This is a genomic window from Marinobacter sp. M3C (assembly GCF_023311895.1).
Taxonomy (GTDB): domain Bacteria; phylum Pseudomonadota; class Gammaproteobacteria; order Pseudomonadales; family Oleiphilaceae; genus Marinobacter.
Window position 1 is genome coordinate 4541986 of sequence record NZ_CP092284.1, and the last position, 15686, is coordinate 4557671.

General features: G+C 55.1%; 12 protein-coding genes. 11 read left to right on the forward strand and 1 reads right to left on the reverse strand.

Annotated features, from left to right (window positions below; translation table 11 throughout):
• Positions 1–101 precede the first annotated feature (101 nt).
• The 9 genes from fabD (at position 102) to putP (ending at position 10971) form a co-directional block, all read left to right on the forward strand.
• Positions 102–1040 carry an ACP S-malonyltransferase gene (gene fabD, locus MIH18_RS21360; RefSeq protein WP_249005299.1) on the forward strand — a complete coding sequence of 313 codons (939 nt, stop codon included), beginning with the start codon at positions 102–104 and terminating at the stop codon, positions 1038–1040.
• A gap of 60 nt (positions 1041–1100) precedes the next feature.
• A complete protein-coding gene (fabG, locus tag MIH18_RS21365; RefSeq protein ID WP_249005298.1) occupies positions 1101–1844 on the forward strand; it encodes a 3-oxoacyl-ACP reductase FabG in 744 nt (247 codons plus the stop codon).
• A gap of 133 nt (positions 1845–1977) precedes the next feature.
• On the forward strand, positions 1978–2211 hold the full coding sequence (gene acpP / locus MIH18_RS21370; protein ID WP_014871749.1) for an acyl carrier protein: 234 nt from the start codon (positions 1978–1980) through the stop codon (positions 2209–2211).
• Between the two features lie 128 nt (positions 2212–2339).
• Complete coding sequence (locus MIH18_RS21375; RefSeq protein WP_249013439.1) at positions 2340–3200, forward strand: aminotransferase class IV; 861 nt, start codon at positions 2340–2342, stop codon at positions 3198–3200.
• Positions 3201–3205: 5 nt separating this feature from the next.
• On the forward strand, positions 3206–4315 hold the full coding sequence (mltG, locus tag MIH18_RS21380; protein ID WP_249013440.1) for an endolytic transglycosylase MltG: 1110 nt from the start codon (positions 3206–3208) through the stop codon (positions 4313–4315).
• Positions 4312–4941: a dTMP kinase gene (gene tmk / locus MIH18_RS21385; RefSeq protein WP_249005295.1), complete on the forward strand. Its 630-nt coding sequence runs from the start codon at positions 4312–4314 to the stop codon at positions 4939–4941. The genes mltG and tmk overlap by 4 nt, the downstream gene beginning before the upstream one ends.
• Before the next feature lie 99 nt (positions 4942–5040).
• On the forward strand, positions 5041–5814 hold the full coding sequence (locus MIH18_RS21390) for an AraC family transcriptional regulator (RefSeq protein ID WP_249013441.1): 774 nt from the start codon (positions 5041–5043) through the stop codon (positions 5812–5814).
• 242 nt (positions 5815–6056) lie between these two features.
• Positions 6057–9236, forward strand: coding sequence for a bifunctional proline dehydrogenase/L-glutamate gamma-semialdehyde dehydrogenase PutA (gene putA, locus MIH18_RS21395; protein WP_249013442.1), 3180 nt, complete (start codon positions 6057–6059; stop codon positions 9234–9236).
• Positions 9237–9480: 244 nt separating this feature from the next.
• A complete protein-coding gene (gene putP / locus MIH18_RS21400; protein WP_249013443.1) occupies positions 9481–10971 on the forward strand; it encodes a sodium/proline symporter PutP in 1491 nt (496 codons plus the stop codon).
• Between the two features lie 305 nt (positions 10972–11276).
• On the opposite strand, the gene acnB is transcribed toward putP, so the two are convergent.
• Entirely contained in the window at positions 11277–13880 is a 2604-nt protein-coding gene (acnB, locus tag MIH18_RS21405; RefSeq protein ID WP_249013444.1) for a bifunctional aconitate hydratase 2/2-methylisocitrate dehydratase, read from the reverse strand.
• Positions 13881–14076: 196 nt separating this feature from the next.
• Here acnB and MIH18_RS21410 point away from each other — a divergent pair, with 196 nt between their 5' ends.
• On the forward strand, positions 14077–14823 hold the full coding sequence (locus tag MIH18_RS21410; RefSeq protein ID WP_249013445.1) for a tRNA-(ms[2]io[6]A)-hydroxylase: 747 nt from the start codon (positions 14077–14079) through the stop codon (positions 14821–14823).
• A gap of 24 nt (positions 14824–14847) precedes the next feature.
• Positions 14848–15618: a ferredoxin--NADP reductase gene (locus MIH18_RS21415; RefSeq protein ID WP_249013446.1), complete on the forward strand. Its 771-nt coding sequence runs from the start codon at positions 14848–14850 to the stop codon at positions 15616–15618.
• Positions 15619–15686 lie beyond the last annotated feature (68 nt).

Below are 15686 nucleotides of genomic sequence, written 5' to 3' on the forward strand. Positions count from 1 at the left end.
CCCGGTACTGGTCAAGCACTCATAGCCACTCTGGCGTGTACGACTTGGCTTGCACTATTGGCTAACTTCCGCAAACCTTTAAAGACGATAAGATTCGCCCTATGAAATTAGCCTTTATTTTTCCCGGCCAAGGTTCTCAGTCTATCGGCATGTTGTCTGCAGCCGCCGAGACCTGGCCCATTATTAACAAAACCTTTGACGATGCGTCTAACGTGTTGGGTTATGACCTGTGGCAGCTGTGCCAGAAAGGCCCGGTTGAAGAGCTGAATCAGACCATGATTACCCAGCCTGCATTACTAACAGCGAGCGTGGCTCTGTGGCGCCAGTGGTGTGTAGAAGGTGGTGTTTCGCCGGACTTTTTCGCCGGCCATAGCCTGGGTGAGTACAGCGCACTGGTTGCTGCCGAGAGCCTGGATTTTGTGGAAGCAGTCAAGCTGGTGCGGCTGCGCGGTGAACTGATGCAAGAAGCGGTGCCCGCCGGTGAAGGTAAAATGGCCGCAATTCTTGGCCTGGAAGCCGCCGACGTGATTGCGGCTTGTGCGAGTGCGGCGCAAGGGCATGTGGTATCGGCGGTGAATTTTAACGCCCCGGGCCAGGTGGTGATTGCCGGCGATACCGCCGCTGTCGATCGCGCGATTGAAGCCTGTAAAGAGAAAGGCGCCCGTAAAGTCATGGCGTTGCCGGTTAGCGTGCCATCACATTGTGCGCTGATGAAAGGCGCGGCTGAAGAACTGGCAGACGCTTTAGACGCGGTAAGGTTCAGCGACGCCCGCGTGCCTGTTATACAAAATGTTAACGCCGCGGCCGAGACAGATTCCGCTAAACTTAAGTCAAACCTTTTGCAGCAGCTGTATTCGCCGGTACTCTGGACAGATTCGGTGCGCACTCTGGTTGATAATGGTGTAGAAGTGGCTGTTGAATGCGGTAGCGGAAAAGTACTGGCAGGGCTGATCAAGCGCATAGAACGCGACCTGGCGGTATACCATATTGAAGACGAAGCCAGCTTGAAAAAAGCACTGGCCGCGTTTCCTAAAGCCTGATAACGGGCTGAATCTGTTGATTATTCAACTATAAATTCGTACTGAATAAGGAAGCATTGCATGTCTCTGGAAGGCAAAGTTGCACTGGTTACCGGTGCTACCCGGGGAATTGGTAAAGCCGTGGCCCGGGCTTTGGCAGAGCAGGGTGCCGAAGTAATCGGTACCGCCACCACCACCGCAGGTGCTGAATCGATCAGCGCCGAATTGCAGGCCGGTGGCTTCAAAGGCTACGGTTTGGTGATGAACGTTGCCGACCTGAAGAACATTGAAGACGGTCTGAAAACGATCGCCGAAAAATCCGGCGCTCCGCTGATTCTGGTCAATAATGCCGGTATTACCCGTGATAATCTTTTACTACGTTTAAAAGATGATGACTGGGCCGATGTGCTGGAAACCAACCTGACCAGCGTATACCGCACCAGTAAAGCGGTACTGCGCGGCATGGCAAAAGCGCGCTGGGGCCGGGTGATTAATATCAGCTCGGTCGTTGCCAGCATGGGCAACGCGGGTCAAGGTAACTACTGCGCGGCCAAGGCCGGTGTTGAGGGGTTTACTAGAAGCCTGGCAAAAGAAATGTCTGCCCGTGGAATTACTGCCAACTGTGTGGCTCCAGGGTTTATTGATACTGATATGACCCGTAAACTGGACGACGGTCAGCGTAACGCTATGCTGAACGTTATTCCTGCGGGTCGTTTGGGTGAGCCGGAAGAAGTCGCGGCAGTTGTCGCGTTTCTGGCATCGAATGCAGCTGCCTATGTGACGGGTGAAACCATTCACGTAAACGGCGGTATGTACATGGGTTAAGCCCGCAGGCGGGCATGTGCGGTAAACCCTTGGCGCACAATTGGTTACCAACAGCCGCTGCTTGTTTGCAGTTAGGCTTTACACTAAACTGGCAGCAATTGGTTGCTTGGTTGACACACAAAGTGAGGACGTTATGAGTACAGTTGAAGAGCGCGTTAAGAAGATTGTTTGTGAGCAGTTGGGCGTTAAAGAGTCCGAAGTTCAGAACTCATCTTCTTTTGTTGAAGATTTGGGCGCTGACTCACTGGACACCGTTGAGCTGGTTATGGCGTTGGAAGAGGAATTCGAAACTGAAATTCCTGACGAAGAAGCCGAAAAACTGGCCAGCGTTCAGAATGCCATCGACTACATCGTATCGCATACCTGATACGATGACGTTCGGTAGGCAATAAAAAAGCCGCCCTTGGTAATTCAAGGTGCGGCTTTTTTATTGGCAAAAATCGGCTCGAAAGCGGAAGCGGAAAAAGAGAAGGAATCGAAAGTGGGAGCGGGCAGGTGGTGAATGTTGTATGGGCGGAAGAGGGCGGGCTGACGGCGAATGACCGCGGGCTGGCCTACGGTGACGGGCTCTTTGAAACCATTCGCATGCAGGGCCAGCGTGGCGTACTGCTGGGCCGCCACCAGCGCCGACTGCTAGCCGATGCCGAACGTCTGGGTATTACGGTTGCCCACGATGCCCTGAGCCGCGCCTGCCAATTGGCGGCGGAACGCTATGCTCCGGGTTTTGGCGAAAAATCTGACGCTCATTCCGGGACAGGCGGCTGGCCCGGGAAAGGTGGCTGGGTGCTGAAGCTGATTCTTAGCCGTGGCCCGGGCGGACGCGGCTATCGCCCAGACAGTAACAGCCGCCCGCAGTTGCTGATCAGCGCCGGGCCGTTGCCGCCACTGCCGTCTGCAACGGGTGTGGTCGCGGATATTGCACGGCAAAGACTAACGGTTAACCCACAGTTGGCCGGTATGAAAACCCTGAATCGCCTGGAGCAGGTGATGGCGGCTCGTGAACTGACCGATGGGGTTTTCGAGTTGATCATGCGTGACCACAACGATTGCCTGGTAGAGGGCACCAGAACCAATCTACTGGTAAAAACCACTGCCGGATGGATAACGCCGCCGGCAACGGCTCTGGCGGTAGACGGTGTGATGCGCCAGTGGGTGCTGGATTGCCTGCGCCGCCGCGGTGAACTGGTATTGGAGCGTTCGCTCAGGCTGGCTGACCTTAGGGTGCCGGCCTGCGAAGGTCTGTATTTGCTCAGTAGCGTGCTGGGTGTGGTGCCGGTTTATCAATTGGCTAATGCTCATTTGCCTGTCACCGGCGGACTTGCGACAATCTGTGACCTGCTGACCACTCTGGAATAGATTCCTTGTTTAAAAAACTGTCCTTGTTGAATAAATTAATTCTAATGATGCTGGGAGCGGCGCTGCTGATGGCGGCCGGAACGGCACTGTGGGTGTCCCAGGGCCTGAAAACTCTGGATGTGCCAGGCCAGCTGAAACAGCCGCAATTGTTCGCCGTACCCCAGGGTACCGCTTTTAGCCAGGTTGCCCGGCAGTTGGAGCAACAGAATCTGGTGCCCGATAGTCTGTGGTTGCGGGTATACGGTAGGCTGCATCCGCAGCAAACCCTGGTTAAGGCCGGTGAGTATGAATTTATAGACGGCCAAAGCCCGAAAAACATGCTGCAAATGATGATCGACGGCGATACCAAGCACTGGGCGCTGCAATTTATCGAAGGCTGGACCTTTGCCGATGTGCGCAAGGCGCTGGCCGCGGCTCCGCGCCTGCAACAAAAAACAGCAGACTGGAGCAACGCTGAAATCATGACGGCGGTAGGTGCCGACGGCGAGCATCCCGAAGGTTGGTTTTTCCCCGATACCTATCTGTTTATCAGCAGCAACTCCGACCTTGATGTGCTGCAGCGCTCGTTCGACCGTATGCAGAGCGTGCTGGCGGAAGAGTGGGCTGCCCGGGCCGCGGATTTGCCCTACAAAACGCCTTACGAAGCTCTGATTATGGCGTCTATTGTCGAGCGTGAAACCGGCGCAGCGCACGAGCGTGAGCAGGTAGCTGGCGTGTTTGTGCGGCGCATGCACAAGGGCATGCGCCTGCAAACCGACCCAACGGTTATTTACGGCATGGGCAGCCAGTACAAAGGCCGCATTACCCGCAAAGATCTGCAGACGCACACGCCTTATAACACCTACCGAATTGACGGTCTGCCGCCCACGCCCATCGCCCTGGCCGGTCGCGAAGCCATTCACGCAGCCCTGCACCCCGCTGACGGTAAAGCGCTGTTTTTTGTGGCTCGCGGTGATGGCACGCACACGTTTTCCAATACTCTGGCTCAACACCAGCGGGCGGTCAGGCAGTTCCAGCTAAACCGGCGTAGTGATTACCGGTCGTCTCCGGCGCCCGTTGAGGACGCCACCGAGAGCACTTCCGTACAACAGGAAGTACAGGAAAAACAGCCATGAGTCAGCGGGGCCGTTTTATAACCTTTGAAGGCACCGAAGGGGTGGGGAAGTCAACCCAGTTGGCCACTGCGGCGGCCAGCTTGCGCGCTGCGGGTATAGACGTTCTGATCACCCGCGAGCCCGGCGGTACACCTATGGCCGAGGCGATTCGTGAGCTCCTTCTGGCACCGCGGGATGAACCGGTGCACGAGCTGACCGAGCTGCTACTGATGTTCGCCGCCCGTGCCCAGCACCTGCATACGCGCATACTGCCGGCGCTAACCGCGGGGCAGTGGGTGCTCTGTGACCGTTTTACCGATGCAACCTTCGCCTACCAGGGCGGTGGCCGCGGCACGCCCGCCGAGCGTATAGGGTTGCTGGAAACGCTGGTGCAGGGCGATCTTCGCCCTGACCATGTTGTGCTGCTGGATGCGCCGGTGGAAACCGGCATGGCTCGCGCCCGCAAGCGTGGAGAGCTGGACCGCTTTGAACAGGAAACCGTGGAATTCTTCGCCCGTATTCGCGCAACCTATTTGCAGCGTGCCTGTCGCGATCCTCAGCGTTATCACATTATTGACGCCAGCCAACCGCTGGCGCGGGTAAGTGCGGATGTGAAACGCTTGTTTCAAGTTATAGTCAGTCTTTGAATATTTGCGCGACGACTGCTTTACTTTAGTGGTACGCGGATTCTCCGTGCACACGAGTGAATCCTGAAAGGCGCTTATCCGCGTCAAAGAGCGGAACTTATGCTGAACGCAAAGCTGTTGAAACTGCCTACCGCTTCGCACCAGCATCGCCACGAACACCATCAGGTGGTTGTGGGTGTGCAGGGGGAGGCCGACTTGTGCGTTGATGGCAATGCTTCCCATCTAGATGCCTGGCGTGCGTGCCTTGTTCCCACAGATGCTCGCCATGATTACAGCGGCGACCAACGTAATCATGTATTGGTGATCGATGTCGATCCTTATATGCCCAAGGTCGGGAGCCATGCTCACAGCCATTATCAACGCCTGAAACCCCTGTTCCGGCAATCCAGTACTGTGCGCCTGGACAACCGCCTTCAAGGTCTGGTGCAGTTTGCCGCCGACGAGTTTGACCGGGCTCCGGAAAACAGCTCACTGCACCAGCACTTGGCGGGGACCATTCTGCATTGCCTGGCTCAGCGCCTGGCAGAAACACCGCGGCAACCTGCGCCGCAGCGCAACGCTGTGAACCCGGACATGGTGCGCCGTTTTTTGCTTGAAAATCTGCATCGTGACATTGGCGTTCGGGACATGGCTGCGGTTTCTTGCCTGAGTGTCAGCCGCTTTCACGATCTGTTCCGTCAGAGCACCGGCACCACACCCCATCAATTTCTTTTGCAGACCCGGCTCGAACAAGCTTCGCAACTGCTCGAGAGAACGTCGCTGTCTGTGTCTGAAATTAGTCACCGTACTGGATTTTCTTCCCAAAGCGCATTGGCCAACGCGCTGCAAAAGTACCGCGGAACGACCGCCAGTGCTTTGCGCGGTCGGTGTTAAGCTCCGATTTCCTTCCGTTTTCTTTCGATGTCTTCCAATTTTTTTGATTTTTCGGGGTTTTAGCGGGTAAATTTAATTTCTGCAGGAATTTGCAAATAAACAGTAGAAATTTGCAAGATCGAGATCCGTAGTAATACTAATGTATGAGGACTGGCATCAATACATGATGTGCGATTTTCTTGGTGCGCCTGTATTGGAGACAGACGTGCTCCCTGGGTATCCGTTTTGGCAGAGGTGTCTTTATGTTTCGTGCGAGTAAGGTTTTGGAGCCGGCGTTTCAAGAGCAGCCGCGTTCCTTCTTCTGGCAGGGATTAACGGAAAACTATCAGGTAGACGAAGCCGCCTATCTGAAAGAGCTTATACCGCTTGCACAGAGTGACGCCTCCGAGCACAAGGCGATAACCGATACCGCCAGTTCACTGATTGGAAAAGTGCGCGCGCAGAACGGCTCCGTGCACATGATTGACGCGCTGCTTCAGGAATACAGCCTGGACACCCAGGAAGGCATTTTGTTGATGTGTTTGGCTGAGGCGCTGATGCGTATTCCGGATAAGCACACCGCTGATGCACTGATCAGAGACAAAATGTTGAGCGCTGACTGGGAAAAACACGTTGGGCGCAGTGAATCGACACTGGTTAACGCCTCCACTTGGGGTTTGATGCTGACCGGTCGTGTGGTGAAGATGGACAAGCGCCTCGATGGTTCACCGTCGAACGTCTGGAACCGCTTGGTTAAACGCAGCGGCGAGCCAGTAATTCGCGGTGCCATGAACCAAGCCATGGCCATTATGGGCAAGCAGTTTGTATTGGGCCGTGACATCAACGAAGCCCTGAAACAGGCCCGTGATTACCGCAAGATGGGTTACAGCTATTCCTTCGACATGCTCGGCGAAGCCGCGATGGCGCAAGACGATGCTGATCGCTACCTGAAAGACTATCTACAGGCGATTGAGGCGGTAGGCAATGATCCTTATCCGCAAAATAACGCACCGCGGCCGTCGATTTCCATCAAGCTGTCAGCTCTGCACCCACGTTATGAAGTTTCCCAGGAACACCGGGTGCTCACCGAGCTATACAGTACCGTGTGTGACCTTGTGCAGTTCGCCCGTGACAAAGACGTGTCTATCACCATAGACGCCGAAGAAATGGACCGGCTGGAATTGTCGCTGAAGCTGTTCGAGAAAATTCTGAAGTCACCGGCCGCATCAGGCTGGGGCGGTTTCGGCTTGGTTATTCAGGCCTACTCAAAGCGCGCTCTGCCGGCGCTGTGCTGGCTGGCCAAGCTGGCGAAGGAAACCGGTGACGAAATTCCCATTCGCTTGGTGAAAGGCGCCTACTGGGACACTGAAATCAAGATGTGCCAGCAAATGGGCATTGAAAGCTATCCGGTATTCACTCGCAAAGAAGCCACCGATACTTCCTACCTGGCGTGCCTGCGCTTTTTGCTGAGTGACTATACTGACGGTGCGCTGTATCCGCAGCTTGCGAGTCATAACGCACACACGGTTGCGGCGGTTCTGGCTATGGCCAAGAAACGCAATCGTAAAATTGAGTTCCAGCGCCTGCACGGTATGGGTGACGCCCTGTACAACAGCATTCTTCAAGAACACGACATTCCGGTTCGTATTTATGCCCCGGTGGGTGCTCATAAAGATCTGCTGCCGTATCTGGTTCGCCGTTTGCTGGAAAATGGCGCCAACTCCTCGTTTGTACACCGCTTGGTCGATGCCGGCACACCGATTGAAGACCTGGTGCAAAACCCGGTGCAGGAACTGCAGAAATACGACTCGCTGGCGAACAGTCGCATTCCTGGGCCTATGGATATTTTTGGCGAGCAGCGCCGTAATTCCCGCGGCATTAATATTCACGTGGCATCCCAGCTGGAGCCGTTAATAAACAATCTGCAGAAGTGGAACAGCACCCGCTGGCACGCTTGCCCCGTCATTAACGGCGAGCGCCGCAGCGACGGCGATAAAACGGAAGTGCGCGCGCCTTATGACAAAAGCAAACGGGTTGGCGACGTAGTCTGGGCTGATGAAAAACACGCGGAAGACGCCTTAAAGGCGGCCTTTTCCGGCTTCCGTAACTGGAATGAGCGCCCGGTTGACGAGCGCGCTCTGTGCCTTGAAAAGTTCGCAAACCTTATGGAAGAGCACATGGAAGAGCTGATGGCTCTGTGCTGCCAGGAAGCTGGGAAAACCATACAGGACGGTATTGACGAGGTGCGTGAAGCCGTCGATTTTTGCCGCTACTACGCCAACGATGGCCGTGCCCGCTTTGCCAAAGCCATCGCGCTGCCAGGGCCCACCGGTGAAAGCAACGAATTGTACATGGAGGGCCGCGGCGTTTTCCTGTGCATCAGCCCCTGGAACTTTCCGCTGGCTATTTACACCGGCCAGATTATGGCGGCCCTGGTAGCGGGTAACACCGTGATTGCAAAACCGGCAGAGCAGACCAGCCTGGTGGCCATGCGTGGGATGGAGCTGATGCTGGAAGCCGGTTTCCCGGCCAATGTGCTGCAGTTCCTGCCGGGCGACGGCGCCAGACTCGGTAAAGTGCTGACGCCGGATTCACGCATCGCCGGCGTCTGCTTTACCGGTTCGACCCAGGTTGCACGTGTGTTGAACCGCACGCTGGCGGAACGCACCGGTGCCATTGTGCCGTTGATTGCCGAAACCGGCGGCCAGAACGCGATGATTGTTGACAGCAGCGCCTTACCGGAACAGGTTGTGCGCGACGTGGTGCAGTCTGCGTTCGCCAGTGCCGGTCAGCGCTGTTCCGCATTGCGGGTTCTCTACGTTCAACAAGACGTAGCCGATCGTATGGAGACCCTGTTAGCGGGCGCCATGAATGAGCTGGTGGTCGGCAACCCGGAACGTCACAGCACCGACGTGGGCCCGGTGATTGACCAGAAAGCCAAAGCGAATCTTGAGAAACACTTGGCCAATCTTGAAGCTAACGCTCGGTTTATTGGCCGTAGTGAGTTGCCAAGCGATTGTTCTACAGGTTATTTTGTAGCTCCGTCTGCCTACGGCATTAGCAGTATTAATGATTTGGACGGTGAACATTTCGGTCCCATTTTGCACCTGGTGCGCTATGAGGCAGAACAGCTCGACAAGGTTATCGACGAAATCAACGCCACCGGTTACGGTCTCACGCTGGGTATTCACAGCCGCAGCGAGTCCACCGCTGCCTACATCGAACGCCGGGTAAAAGTGGGCAACTGCTACGTTAACCGTAACCAAATTGGTGCGGTAGTCGGGGTTCAACCATTCGGTGGGCGCGGATTGTCTGGCACTGGCCCTAAGGCGGGTGGCCCACACTACGTGTTGCGTTTCGCCACCGAGCGCACCCGCACGATTAACACGACGGCGGTAGGCGGGAATGCATCGCTGATGTCGCTGGGTATCGAAAAAGTTTGAAGGGCGCGATGTTCTTAAATTAGTAGGGAATGGAAACGACACGAAACGGAAAGAAAAAACGAATTGGAACAATAGGGAGGCAGTAAGTATTGTGATGTCGAGGTATGCGTTGTTAGGTAGTAGAGATTTATCAGGCGAGAACAAAGAAAGTTAAAACAACAAACGGTGCGACCATCCGAATTTACCGGGTGAATGCGCCGAACGGTCGGAGTTGGTTCCGTCCTATTTGAACTGGAGGAGTTTCATGGCTATTGGCGTTTGGATCAGTCTAATTGGTTATTTTGGGCTTATGATTGCTATCGGCATTTATGCGATGCGCACATCTACGTCCTCATCCGAAGATTACATGTTGGGTGGGCGATCGCTCAGTCCAAAAGTGGCGGCCCTTTCGGCTGGCGCTTCGGACATGAGCGGATGGTTACTTCTGGGTCTTCCGGGTGCGTTGTACGTATCTGGTCTGGCTTCAGCCTGGATCGGTATTGGCCTGTTTGTGGGCGCGTTCGTAAACTGGACGCTGGTTGCGCCCCGGCTGCGCGAACAAACGGTTCATTATGGTAATGCCATTACCATTCCGTCCTTTCTGGCAAATCGGTTCCCGACCCAGGCGCTGTCATTGCGCACGGTGTCGGCGATCGTCATCGTCATCTTCTTTGCCGTTTACACCGCGTCTGGCCTGGTTGCTGGCGGTAAGCTGTTTGAAAGTGCGTTTTCCGGCATTTTCAACTTCGGTGGCCTGAGCGACTATGCAGTGGGTATTGTCATCACACTGGGCGTAGTACTGGTGTACACGGTTATTGGTGGTTTCCTGGCAGTGAGCATGACGGACTTTGTTCAGGGCGTCATAATGATGCTGGCGCTGGTTCTTATGCCGGCGGTTGTGCTCTTTGGTGAAGGGGGCGGCGGTTATACGCAGGCGGCTCAGACCTTGAATGAAATTGACCCTACGCTGTTGTCCTGGACAGACGGGCTAACCTTTATTGGGTGGCTTTCTGCGGTTACCTGGGGTTTGGGTTATTTTGGTCAGCCTCACATTATCGTGCGCTTTATGGCTATTCGTACCCTTAAAGATGTTCCGATTGCCCGTAATATCGGCATGGGTTGGATGGCTATTTCGCTAATCGGTGCTATTTCTCTGGGTATCTTTGGCCGGGCTTATGCAGTGCGCAATGGTATGGTGATTGATGATCCGGAAACACTCTTTATCATCTTGTCTGACCTGCTGTTCCACCCGCTGATTACTGGCTTCCTTTATGCTGCGCTGTTAGCTGCGGTTATGAGTACCATCTCCAGTCAGCTTCTGGTGTCCTCGTCCTCTATGACGGAAGACTTCTACCGCCTGTTCCTGCGCAAAGAAGCAACGGATCGCGAGTGCGTGAACGTTGGTCGTGTTTGTGTGGTTCTGGTTGGCCTGGTGGCTGCGTTTATTGCATCCGATCCGAATTCTCAGGTTCTGGGGCTGGTGAGTAACGCCTGGGCAGGCTTCGGCGCTGCGTTCGGTCCGCTGATTCTGCTGTCGCTGATGTGGCCGCGCACTAACGGTACCGGTGCCATCTCTGGTGTAGTTGTAGGTGCGGTTACTGTTATGGTCTGGATTTCACTGGGCTGGGGTAGTGAGTTCATGGATGGTCCGGGCGTTTACTCGATCATTCCTGGCTTCATCGCTTCCTGGATTGCGATCATGGCTGTTAGCAGCATGACGGCTGATGCCGGTGAATATCAGCACATCGAACGGTAAACGAAGCGAATAGGGGGCAGATTTCGAATCTGTCCCCGGTTGGTGATGAAAGGGGCTCCTTCGGGGGCCTCTTTTTTTTGGCTGAAATTATTTGGCTGTTTGGGTGCCTGGCCCCGGGGCGGGGTGTCCTTTCTTCTGGGAAAAATAACTCGCTGCGCTCAGACATTTTTTTCCCGACAGAAAGAACACCCCACCCCGTGACCTGCTGAACTTTTATATTACACCAAAAAAACGCCAGCTCTCGGGCTGGCGTTTTTAGGATAGGGGACAGATTTAAAATCTGTCCCCGGTTGGGTACCAAAGGCTTAAGCGATATTGGCTTCGGCGGCTTTGCTGGTGTAGTTGTCCATCTTGTCAAAACTCAGGTACTTGTAGATCTCTTTCGACATGCTGTTCAGGTTCTTGGCGTACTCCATGTACTCTGCCGGAGTCGGCAGTTTACCCAGAATCGCACCTACCGACGCCAGTTCCGCAGAGGTCAGGTACACGTTTGCACCATCGCCCAGGCGGTTGGGGAAGTTACGGGTAGAGGTAGACAGCACAGTGGTGCCTGCGCCTACCCGCGCCTGGTTACCCATGCACAGCGAACAGCCCGGCATCTCGGTGCGCACACCGGCGTCGCCGTAGATTTTGAAGTAGCCTTCTTCCATCAGCTGGGACTCGTCCATCTTGGTGGGCGGAGACATCCAGAGGCGAACTTTGAGGGGCTCTTTGTTTTGCTCAAGTAGTTTACCAGCGGCGCGGAAGTGACCGATGTTGGTCATGCACGAACCGATGAACACTTCGTCGACCTTGTCGCCGGCGACTTCGGACAGAACGCGGGCGTCGTCCGGATCGTTTGGGCAGCACACGATCGGCTCTTTGATATCAGCCAGATCAATTTCGATGATGTGAGCGTACTCGGCATCTGAATCGGCGCGCATTAGGCTAGGGTTGGCAAGCCAGGCTTCCATACCTTGGGCGCGACGCTCCAGAGTGCGCGCGTCGCCGTAACCGTCGGCAATCATCCAGCGCAGCATGGTAATGTTGGAGTGCAGGTACTCGGCCACCGACTCTTCTGACAGGTTGATGGTGCAGCCTGCAGCGGAGCGCTCGGCAGAAGCGTCAGACAGCTCGAATGCCTGCTCTGCGGTCAGGTGCTCCAGGCCCTCGATTTCCAGTACGCGGCCAGAGAATTCGTTGATCTTGCCTTTCTTCTCCACGGTCAGCATGCCTTGCTTGATGCCGTAAAGGGGAATGGCGTGCACCAGGTCACGCAGGGTAATGCCGGGCTGCATTTCGCCTTTGAAACGGACCAGTACCGATTCCGGCATGTCCAGCGGCATGACTCCGGTGGCAGCGGCAAACGCTACCAGGCCGGAACCAGCCGGGAAGGAGATGCCCATGGGGAAACGGGTGTGGGAATCACCACCGGTGCCTACGGTGTCTGGCAGCAGCATGCGGTTTAGCCACGAGTGGATGATGCCGTCGCCCGGGCGCAGGGAAACACCGCCGCGGGTACGCATGAAATCTGGCATGGTGTGCTGCATTTCCACGTCAATCGGCTTGGGATAAGCGGCTGTGTGGCAGAATGACTGCATGACCAGGTCAGCCTGGAAACCCAAGCACGCGAGGTCTTTCAGTTCGTCACGGGTCATCGGGCCTGTGGTGTCTTGGGAGCCCACGGTGGTCATTTTCGGTTCGCAATAGGTGCCGGGGCGAACGCCTTGGCCTTCTTCCAGTCCGCAGGCTTTGCCGACCATTTTTTGCGCCAGGGTGAAACCCTTGGTGCCAACTTCGGGGTCGTCTGGCAGGCGGAAGAGGTCGGTAGCGCCCAGGCCCAGTGTTTCACGGGCCTTGGTGGTCAGGCCGCGGCCGATGATCAGCGGAATACGGCCGCCAGCCTGAACTTCGTCCAGAATCACGTCAGACTTGAAACTGAATTCAGAGATGACATCGCCGTTTTCGTTCAGAATTTTGCCTTCATACGGGCGGATATCAATCACATCGCCCATGTTCATGTCGTCAACCGGCGCTTCGAATACCAGCGCGCCCGCGTCTTCCATGGTGTTGAAGAAGATAGGGGCCACTTTGTTGCCGATACACACACCGCCGCCGCGCTTGTTCGGCACGCCAGGGATGTCGTCACCGAAGAACCACAGCACCGAGTTGGTGGCGGATTTACGGGAAGAGCCGGTACCTACAACGTCACCTACGAAAGCAACGGGCAGGCCCTTGGCGCTAATGTCGGCAATCTGGCCCATGGGGCCGGTAACACCATGTTCTTCGGGGCTCAGGCCGTCGCGGGTCATTTTATAAGCAGCGCGGGAATGCAACGGAATGTCAGGGCGTGACCAGGCATCGGGTGCTGGCGACAGGTCGTCGGTGTTGGTTTCGCCGGTGACTTTAAACACCACCATTTTTATGCTGTCGGCAACTTTGTTACGCTTGGTGAACCATTCGGCGTTCGCCCAGGATTCAATCACGTCTTTGGCAACGGCGTTGCCGGCGTCCATTTTTACCTTCACATCGTTGAAGGCGTCGAACATCAGCAGAGTGTGCTTGAGTTGAATGCCGGCGGGTTCAGCCAGTTCGGGATCGTCTAACAGGTCCACCAGAGTGGTGATGTTGTAGCCGCCCTGCATCATGCCCAGCAACTGAATCGCTTTGCCGTTGTTAATCACCGGGGAGCTGGCTTCGCCCTTCACAAGGGCGGTCAGGAACGCGGCTTTTACATAAGCGGCTTCGTCCACCCCGGGTGGAACACGGTTTTCCAACAGGTCAATCAGTACGTCTTCGTCTTCGTTTTCAGGGGCGGGCGGCTTTTTTAGTAATTCCACCAGTGCGGCGGTTTGTTCGGCGTTCAGAGGCTTGGGTGGAATACCCAGAGCTGCACGCTCGGCAACGTGTTCACGGTAGGCTTCTAACACGGTTTGACCCTCATCGGTTGAAGTGTTCCGCTTTGTTGGCGCAAGGCGCCTGGCGGAAATGTTGTGGTGAAAAGGCTTTAAACTGGCGCTGTATTGTATATGAAAGCCCTTATAAAGTTAAATTGGACAGAGGTCGGAGAGATTTGTTGGCTGCGCTATACTGGCGCATCAATTTTAACCTAATGTTCGGGATGCCATGAACGACGCGCTGCAGAGTACTCTCCACAGCAATACCCACAGCACTATCAAGAGCAATATCGATAGTACTATCGAGACTAATATCGACAGCACTAACGAGCGTATTTACCAGAGTGCTCATGATAGTATTAATGACTTCTTACCGTGCCGGACGCCTCAGGCCTGGATTGATAATGCTCTGGCGAATCAGGACTTGCTGCTGATCGACCATGCCCACTGCGAGAAAAAAGCGGCTTCTACAGCTCTCAGCCTGATGTACCGCTATGTGGATAACGCCGACCTATTGCACAAGATGTCGCGACTGGCGAGGGAAGAGTTAAGGCACTTTGAACAGGTTCTGGCTCTGATGACGGCGCGCGGGATTCGTTATGTCCATTTAACCCCGGCGCGCTACGCGGCAGGTTTGCGCGCCGCAGTGCGCAGTAGTGACCCTGGCCGTCTGGTCGATCTGCTGGTGATTGGCGCCATCATTGAAGCACGTTCCTGTGAGCGATTTGCGGCCTTGGCACCGTATCTTGATACTGAGCTTTCCAATTTTTATAACGGCCTGCTGAAATCCGAAGCCCGCCATTATCGCGACTACCTGGCTCTGGCCGAACAGGCTAACGGCGGCCCGGTTGAAGACAGAGTTGCGGTGTTTCTGGCCATCGAACAAAAGCTGATTGAACAGCCTGATTCCGAGTTTCGTTTTCACAGCGGCCCGTTGACGCAGCCTGTCGCTGATAAACACGCTATTCCTATTTAACGCGAATTGACGCAAGAGGGTGAAATGAGCAATCTGATTAAAGAAACCGTCACCAGTGTGCACCATTGGAACGACACTCTGTTCAGCTTCAAAACCAGTCGCGACCCTGGCTTCCGCTTCAAGAACGGCCACTTTGTGATGATCGGCCTGGAAACGGAAGGCAAACCGCTGATGCGCGCCTACAGTATCGCCAGCGCAAATTATGAAGAAGAGCTCGAGTTTTTCTCCATTAAAGTGCAAGACGGCCCGTTGACGTCCAAGCTACAGAAAATAAAAGTAGGTGATGAAATTCTTGTTAGCCGCAAGCCTACCGGCACGCTGATTCTGGACAATCTGCTGCCAGGAAAAAATCTGTGGCTGATTGCCACCGGCACCGGTCTTGCGCCTTTTATGAGCATCATAAAAGATCCGGACGTGTATGAAACCTTTGATAAAGTGATTATAACTCACGGTGTGCGCTACGTTACCGAATTGGCATACCAGCACGAAATCGAGGCTCTGCCAGAGAACGAGTTCTTCGGTGAAATGGTGGATGGAAAACTGCTGTATTACCCTACGGTAACCCGCGAACCTTTTCGCCACACCGGGCGGCTGACAGACGCTATTGAGAGCGGTAAAATCACCCAGGATTTGGGCTTGCCAGAGCTTGATGTCGAGAATGATCGCTTCATGATTTGCGGCAGTCCCAGTATGCTCAAAGACACGTGCGCCATACTCAATAGCATGGGCTTTAAAGAAGCTCGTGGGAGAGACATGGGGCATTACGTGGTCGAGCGGGCGTTTGTGGAGCAGTAAGGTTCTCTGAAGGTTCTTTGCCCGCCGATTACATCCGCCAGCCACACATTTTCTTCGCAATTCGGAGG

What these genes read in the sequence shown, in the direction of transcription:
- acpP (WP_014871749.1), top strand. Translation starts at nt 1,978, where the DNA reads ATGAGTACAGTTGAAGAGCGCGTTAAGAAGATTGTTTGTGAGCAGTTG.
- fabG (WP_249005298.1), top strand. Translation starts at nt 1,101, where the DNA reads ATGTCTCTGGAAGGCAAAGTTGCACTGGTTACCGGTGCTACCCGGGGA.
- MIH18_RS21415 (WP_249013446.1), top strand. Translation starts at nt 14,848, where the DNA reads ATGAGCAATCTGATTAAAGAAACCGTCACCAGTGTGCACCATTGGAAC.
- fabD (WP_249005299.1), top strand. Translation starts at nt 102, where the DNA reads ATGAAATTAGCCTTTATTTTTCCCGGCCAAGGTTCTCAGTCTATCGGC.
- putP (WP_249013443.1), top strand. Translation starts at nt 9,481, where the DNA reads ATGGCTATTGGCGTTTGGATCAGTCTAATTGGTTATTTTGGGCTTATG.
- MIH18_RS21390 (WP_249013441.1), top strand. Translation starts at nt 5,041, where the DNA reads ATGCTGAACGCAAAGCTGTTGAAACTGCCTACCGCTTCGCACCAGCAT.
- tmk (WP_249005295.1), top strand. Translation starts at nt 4,312, where the DNA reads ATGAGTCAGCGGGGCCGTTTTATAACCTTTGAAGGCACCGAAGGGGTG.
- MIH18_RS21410 (WP_249013445.1), top strand. Translation starts at nt 14,077, where the DNA reads ATGAACGACGCGCTGCAGAGTACTCTCCACAGCAATACCCACAGCACT.
- putA (WP_249013442.1), top strand. Translation starts at nt 6,057, where the DNA reads ATGTTTCGTGCGAGTAAGGTTTTGGAGCCGGCGTTTCAAGAGCAGCCG.